This is a genomic window from uncultured Cetobacterium sp. (genome assembly GCF_947039425.1).
Lineage (GTDB): Bacteria > Fusobacteriota > Fusobacteriia > Fusobacteriales > Fusobacteriaceae > Cetobacterium_A.
The window spans coordinates 1-6364 of record NZ_CAMQYW010000096.1 but is presented as its reverse complement, the minus strand read 5'-3'; the positions used below and the strand labels follow the sequence as shown (position 1 = coordinate 6364).

The window sequence follows — 6364 nt, the reverse complement described above, 5'->3', positions numbered from 1 at the left end:
AAAAGTTATCATCTCTAAAATAACTGGAACAACAGCATTTCCTAAATACGTCAATACATACTCTGTGTGTCTCGGATATACATCGTACACTGTTTTCTTTACAAGTCCCATTTGAACTAATTCTTTTAATGTTTCATTTAGAACCTTTTCACTACAACCATTAGCCTTCTCTTTTAAATCTCTAAATCTTTTAGGTCCATTTTTTAGTTCCCAAATAGCTAAAATAGCCCATTTTCTTTTTCCAATAAGTAAACTTATTGTATTTCCTAAATTATAATTATTCATAACTACACACCCTTTTACTAAAAAATATTATTTTTTAGTATATTCTTTAGAATACTCTATAATTTATAAAAAGTTAATAACGTACTTCAAAGTAACAATCATATTTTTTCTCAAAAAACAACAAAAAATATCTCTTTTATCCTCAAAAAGAGATATTCTTGTACACAAATTTGTTTTTTAGTAACGCAAACCTCGTATAAATTTAATTTGATTTTTTTATTTTTTTTCCTTTAAAATCTTAGAAGCATTTAATACTGCAAGAACAGAAACTCCCACATCAGCAAATATAGCAAGCCATAAATTTGCCACTCCTAAAATTCCTAAAACCATTACAACAACCTTTACTCCAAGAGCAAAAGTAACATTTTCCATAACAACTTTTCCATTTTCTTTTCCAAGCTTTAAGGCCTCTATTACTTTAGCAGGATCATCATTCATAAGAACAACATCAGAGCTCTCTATTGCTATGTCACTTCCTATTTTACCCATAGAGATTCCAACATCAGCAATTGCAAGAACTGGAGCATCATTTATTCCATCTCCCACAAATATTACACCCTTGCTACTTTTAGCTTTTATCTCTTCAAGCTTTTTAACCTTATCCTCTGGAAGTAAACCTGTGCATATTTTATCACTGTCTACTCCTAATATCTCACCTATTTTTCTACCAGTTCCCTCATTGTCACCAGTTAACATATATGTTGCTATTCCCATACTATTTAAAATCTCTATAGTCTTTTGTGAACTCTCTTTTATAATATCATTTACATATATTCTACCAATTAGTTTTCCTTCCACAGCAACATATACAACAGTTCCATAAGTACTTTCGTCACTTGGAACCTCTATTTTATTATCTATCATATATTTTTTATTTCCAACTAGTACATGTTCATTATTATAAAGTGTATTTACTCCATAACCAGCTTTTTCTGTGTGACCTTGTATCTCCCACTCATTAACTACAATATCACCATAGTTTAAAATAGCCTTTCCTATTGGGTGATTTGAGTAGCACTCTCCAGCTTTAGCATACATCATTAAAGTTTTCTCATCCACTTCAAAAGTTTCAATATTTGTAACACTAAACTTACCCTCTGTTAAAGTTCCTGTTTTATCAAATACAACAGTATCAATATGCTTTAATCTCTCTAAATAGTTTCCACCTTTAATTAAAATACCACTTTTAGAAGCCTTTCCTATTGAACTAAAGAATGTTAAAGGTACAGATAAAACAAGTGCACAAGGACAAGATATAACTAAGAAAATTAAGGCTCTACTAAACCATAACTTAAATCCTCCAGCTATTACAAGTGGAAAGACAAAAGCTATTACAAGAGCTAAAAGAACAACTATTGGTGTATAGTATCTAGCAAACTTTGTTATAAATTTCTCTGCCTCAGCCTTTTTACTTCCAGCACTTTCAACCATCTCTATTATTCTACTAACTGTTGAGTTTGAGTAAGTTTTTTCAACTTTAACCTCTATTAATCCACTTAAATTTATTGATCCACTTAAAACCTCAGTGTCAACATCAGCAAGAACTGGTATAGATTCACCTGTTAGTGCAGCCTTATCTATAGTTGTGCTTCCTGCTATAATCTTTCCATCAAGAGGTATCTTCTCTCCAACTTTTACAACTATTACATCTCCAATTTTTACAACATTTGGATTTACTTTTGCTGTATTTCCATTTGCATCTTTTAAGTTAGCAAAGTCTGGTTTTATGCTCATTAATTTCTCTATTGATTTTTTAGAGTTTTTTACAGCTCTATCTTGGAAATACTCACCTATTTTATAAAATATCATAACACCAGCAGCTTCTCCAAAATCCTTAAGCCCTAAAGCTCCAATAGTAGCTATACTCATAAGGAAGTTCTCATCTAAAAACTTTCCTCTTTTTATATTTTTTAAAGCCTTTAAAAGTATATCATGTCCAGAAAGAACATAAGCTACAGTTAGTATAATATCCTTTTGAAGACTTTTCCCTAAAGTTAACCCAACAATAAACAGTGTAATTCCAACACTTAATAAAACTATTTGAATTTTAGAAGAAAACATATTTCCGTGATCATGTTCATGAGGGTGCTCGTGACTCTCTTCCTCTTTTTCCTCATATACAAATACAGTTCCAGGCTCTACTCTATCTGCTATTTTATTTAACTGAATAAATAGCTCTTTCTCATCTATATCATTTGAAGCTAAGGTGAATTTTAACTTTTTAGTATAAAAATCAACATTGACCTCTTTTATATCTTTAACTTTATCAAGTTCAAATTGTATCTTAGAAGCACATCCACCACAATGTAGATTTTTAATTTGGTACTCTCTTTTCATTGTATATCTCCTTTTATTATTTTCTTTTATACCCCTACCCCCTATATCTCTTCTTTTAAAATAACATAATTTACTAATTTTGTCAAAAATTATTTTGAATATTTTTTTCCAAAATAGTATAATATTAGATATTTAGTTTAAAGGAGAAATTTATGAAAAATACCAAAGAAGATATCTTAGATATATTTAAAAAAAGTTTTACAGAGAAAACTTTCATTAAAAGTATAATATCTAATTTAAAGGGTTCATACCCATATAAAAAAATTGATTTAAAACCCCTTGAAATAAAAGGTGAAGTTGTTGTTCAATTTGAACAATTTAAGGATAATAAAGCATATCACACTAATCTATCTATACCAGAAGCTATTCTCCTTTTAACAGAGATTTTAGATAGTTTCAAACAGGTTATTATTATCACTTCTACTAAAGAGTATCAAATCCTTCAAAATAAAAAAGGATTCTCTATTAAGGGAAAAACAACTGAGAAAAAAGAGGTATCTCTTTCGCACAATAAAAAGAAAAACTATATTTTAGATAGTTCAAACCCTATACCTTTTCTAATTAGACTAGGCGTTATGACTCCTGAAGGTGTTGTAACTAAGGATAAGTTTAATAAATTTAGACAGATAAATAGATATTTAGAATTTATAGAGGATACTTTAAAGGAGCTTCAAGAGAAAAACCTTGTTTCTAACACTATGAAAATAGTTGACTTTGGATGTGGAAAATCATACTTAACTTTTGCTCTATACCACTATTTAACTAATATTAAAAATATGGATATTAAAGTTATTGGACTTGACTTAAAAGAAGATGTTATTGATCACTGTAATGAAATTGCAACAGATCTTAATTTTTCTAATTTAAAGTTCTTAAAAGGTGATATTAAAGAGTTTAATGAGTTTGACAGTGTAGATATGATCTTCTCATTACACGCTTGTAATAACGCCACTGACTACTCTCTACTTAAGGGAATGGAGCTTAAGGCTAAGGCTATTTTAGCTGTTCCATGTTGTCAATCTGAAATAAATCAAAAAATAAACAAATCATCTACAACTGAGCTAAAAGGTGTACTTTCTCCCTTTGGAAACCACGGTATCTTACAAGAGAGATTTAGTTCTTTAGCTACAGATGCTCTAAGAGCTCTATCTTTAGAGCTTTGTGGATTTAATACAAAGGTTATGGAGTTTATAGATATGGAACACACTCCAAAGAATATTCTTATAAAGGGGATTATATCAAACCCTTCTCAAGAAAAACTCCTTGAAAAGAGAAAAGAGTATGACAACTATATTAAGTTCTTAGGTGTAAACCCTCTTTTAGACTCACTGCTTGAAAAATACTTTCTTACAAAATAAATAGGAGATGGTCTCAATGAACAAAGATTTACAACTTGAAATTTTTAAAGCACTTTTAGATTATGAAGCTCTTGGAGATGTTTATGAAGAGAAAGAGATTGTAATTTTAGGGTGTGCTGCAAATGGTAAAGAGCTAAAAAATGAGAAGATAGTTTTTACAACTAAAGATGTTCAGGAAAAATTAAAAGATTTTTCCTTAAGTGAAATTAATGAAAATACTCAAATTTTAGCAGATAAAGATTTTATTAAAATAAATAGAGTTACAACAACAGCTAATGAAACTCATTTGGAACTTTTAAAATCTCTTTGTGATTTAGAGGAATTTTTAGAAGATATGTAAGAAACAAAAAAAGATGGAAAATTTTTCCATCTTTTTTTCTATATATTTTCAAGAAAATATAAAACTCCACCAACTATTAATGATGGGATAACATTATATATTGTAACCATTAAAGCCGACTTTTTATTTAGAGCAATTAAAGGAAAAAGTGCATCTCCATCATTACAAATAGCATTTGCCATTAAGGCTGAAAAAGGTATTACCCCTTGAATATAAAGTGCTGCCAAAAGAATCTGTGGTCCACATCCAGGTATTAAACCAATTAAAGTTGCTATTATTACAACAATAAAACCACTTTGAGAAATAAAAGCTTTTAAAGATTCTGTTCCACCTATTCCAATTAAAAGAAGTTGATATAGGAAAAAGGCCACAAATACCCAAGATACTAAAAAGGCAACCTCTTCTGCACTGTGTATCATAGTTTCTTTTAAAGAGTTTAATTTATTTTCAACCTTATCAAAATCACTACTTTTCACTATTTTTCTACTTAAGAAAGTATAAATTATACATGAAATAAACCCTAAAAATCCAAAAATTTCAAAGATCTCATGTCCATGTCCATGAATATGCTCTCCATTGGCTCCATGTCCATGAAACATATGTTCATAAGCTAAGGGTAAACAAATAATTGTAAAAGTCCAAAATATTTTATACCACCACTTATGAGTAAGTTTATAAACAAATCTATTTGTATTTTTACTATGTAATACTTGATCTACAATATCCCCTTTATCATGGCCAATATGTCTATGTCCTGCATGAAGTTTCTCTTCAACTAAAATATCATCTCCAAGTTGCTCCTTTACTTTCTCTCTATTTTTCACAAGATCTTTTCCAATTTCAAACTTGTCTATTATAAGTCCTGAAACTATTCCAACTACTCCACTTATTACAAGTATATAAATATATGCCTTCATATCTCCAACCATTAATACAAAAGCTGCATCTCCCATAGTTGTTATAAAAGCTGTAACAAGTGCTCCAAAACTAACTCTTCCTAAAGCGTACATGGGAACAACAAGAATAGCTCCTCCACACCCTGGAGTTAATCCTAAAAAAGCTGCTAAATATATCTGATTTTTTTTATTCTTTTCCAGTGTCCTTATAATTATCCCATTAAACTTGTAATCAATAATACCAATAATTAAAAGAGAGATTGCCACAAAAACTCCAACCCCTAAAAATGCCTCTGCCCCTGCTGTATAGATTAAATGAAATATTTCCACATTGCCACTTCCTTTTTAAAATTTTATTTTGTAAATCAAACCTTTATATATTCTAAGGTATTTTACAAGTTTTTTCAAGCTTTTTTATTATATCACTTTTTTAGTAAAATTGTAGTACTACAATAGTCTAAATCACTTTGATTATACTTTTTTTTTATTCTATAATACCTCTAACAACAAAAACTAATTTCAAGGAGTGATATTATGTGTAGATATGAACTTAACAAAAATTTAGCTCAAATGCTAAAAGGTGGAGTTATTATGGATGTTACTAATGCTAAAGAAGCTATTATTGCTGAAAAAGCCGGAGCTTGTGCTGTTATGGCTCTTGAGAGAGTGCCTGCTGATATTAGAAAAGATGGTGGTGTTGCAAGAGCTTCTGACCCACAGATGATAAAAGAGATTCAAAATGCTGTTTCTATTCCTGTTATGGCTAAAGTTAGAATTGGACATTTTGTTGAAGCTCAAATTTTAGAAGCATTAAAAGTAGATTATATTGATGAAAGTGAAGTTTTATCCCCAGCTGATAATAGATACCATATTAATAAAAGTAAATTTCAAACTCCCTTTGTATGTGGGGCTAAAAATTTAGGTGAAGCTCTTAGAAGAATATGTGAAGGTGCTAGTATGATAAGAACTAAGGGAGAACCTGGTACTGGTGATGTTATTGAAGCTGTAAAACATATGAGAGCTATGAATGAGGATATAGCAAAAGTTGCTAGTGCCACTGAAGATGAACTTTTTAATATAGCTAAAGAGTTTAGTGCTCCATATGATCTTATTAAGTATATACACCAAAATAAGAAACTTCCTGTTGT

The 6364-nt window shown here is 29.8% G+C and carries 6 protein-coding genes; 3 read left to right on the top strand and 3 right to left on the bottom strand.

All coding sequences use genetic code 11. From position 1 onward, the window contains the following. Both Q0V09_RS06340 and Q0V09_RS06335 read right to left on the bottom strand, forming a co-directional pair. On the bottom strand, nucleotides 1-285 hold a 285-nt coding region (locus tag Q0V09_RS06340), incomplete at its 3' end, for a helix-turn-helix domain-containing protein (RefSeq protein WP_297487743.1). 216 nt (nucleotides 286-501) lie between these two features. After that, nucleotides 502-2622 (bottom strand): heavy metal translocating P-type ATPase, encoded by a 2121-nt coding sequence (locus Q0V09_RS06335; protein WP_297487741.1) that lies wholly within the window; start codon nucleotides 2620-2622, stop codon nucleotides 502-504. A 152-nt stretch (nucleotides 2623-2774) separates the two neighbouring features. Between Q0V09_RS06335 and Q0V09_RS06330 the strand changes: the two genes are divergently transcribed. Together Q0V09_RS06330 and Q0V09_RS06325 are read left to right on the top strand one after the other, a co-directional pair. Next, entirely contained in the window at nucleotides 2775-3980 is a 1206-nt protein-coding gene (locus Q0V09_RS06330) for an SAM-dependent methyltransferase (protein WP_297487739.1), read from the top strand. A gap of 16 nt (nucleotides 3981-3996) precedes the next feature. Further along, the gene (locus tag Q0V09_RS06325; protein ID WP_297487737.1) at nucleotides 3997-4320 is read left to right on the top strand and encodes a hypothetical protein; all 324 of its coding nucleotides are present in this window, start codon (nucleotides 3997-3999) and stop codon (nucleotides 4318-4320) included. Nucleotides 4321-4358: 38 nt separating this feature from the next. Here the strand turns inward: Q0V09_RS06325 and Q0V09_RS06320 are convergent, their stop codons facing one another. Then, the gene (locus Q0V09_RS06320) at nucleotides 4359-5546 is read right to left on the bottom strand and encodes a putative manganese transporter (RefSeq protein ID WP_297487735.1); all 1188 of its coding nucleotides are present in this window, start codon (nucleotides 5544-5546) and stop codon (nucleotides 4359-4361) included. Between the two features lie 204 nt (nucleotides 5547-5750). Between Q0V09_RS06320 and Q0V09_RS06315 the strand changes: the two genes are divergently transcribed. Continuing rightward, nucleotides 5751-6364, top strand: a 614-nt coding sequence (locus Q0V09_RS06315; protein ID WP_297487733.1) for a pyridoxal 5'-phosphate synthase lyase subunit PdxS, incomplete at its 3' end; no start/stop codon positions are given.

Coding starts and splice junctions, on each gene's coding strand:
- Q0V09_RS06325 (WP_297487737.1), top strand. CDS start 3,997: ATGAACAAAGATTTACAACTTGAAATTTTTAAAGCACTTTTAGATTAT.
- Q0V09_RS06335 (WP_297487741.1), bottom strand. CDS start 2,622: ATGAAAAGAGAGTACCAAATTAAAAATCTACATTGTGGTGGATGTGCT.
- Q0V09_RS06330 (WP_297487739.1), top strand. CDS start 2,775: ATGAAAAATACCAAAGAAGATATCTTAGATATATTTAAAAAAAGTTTT.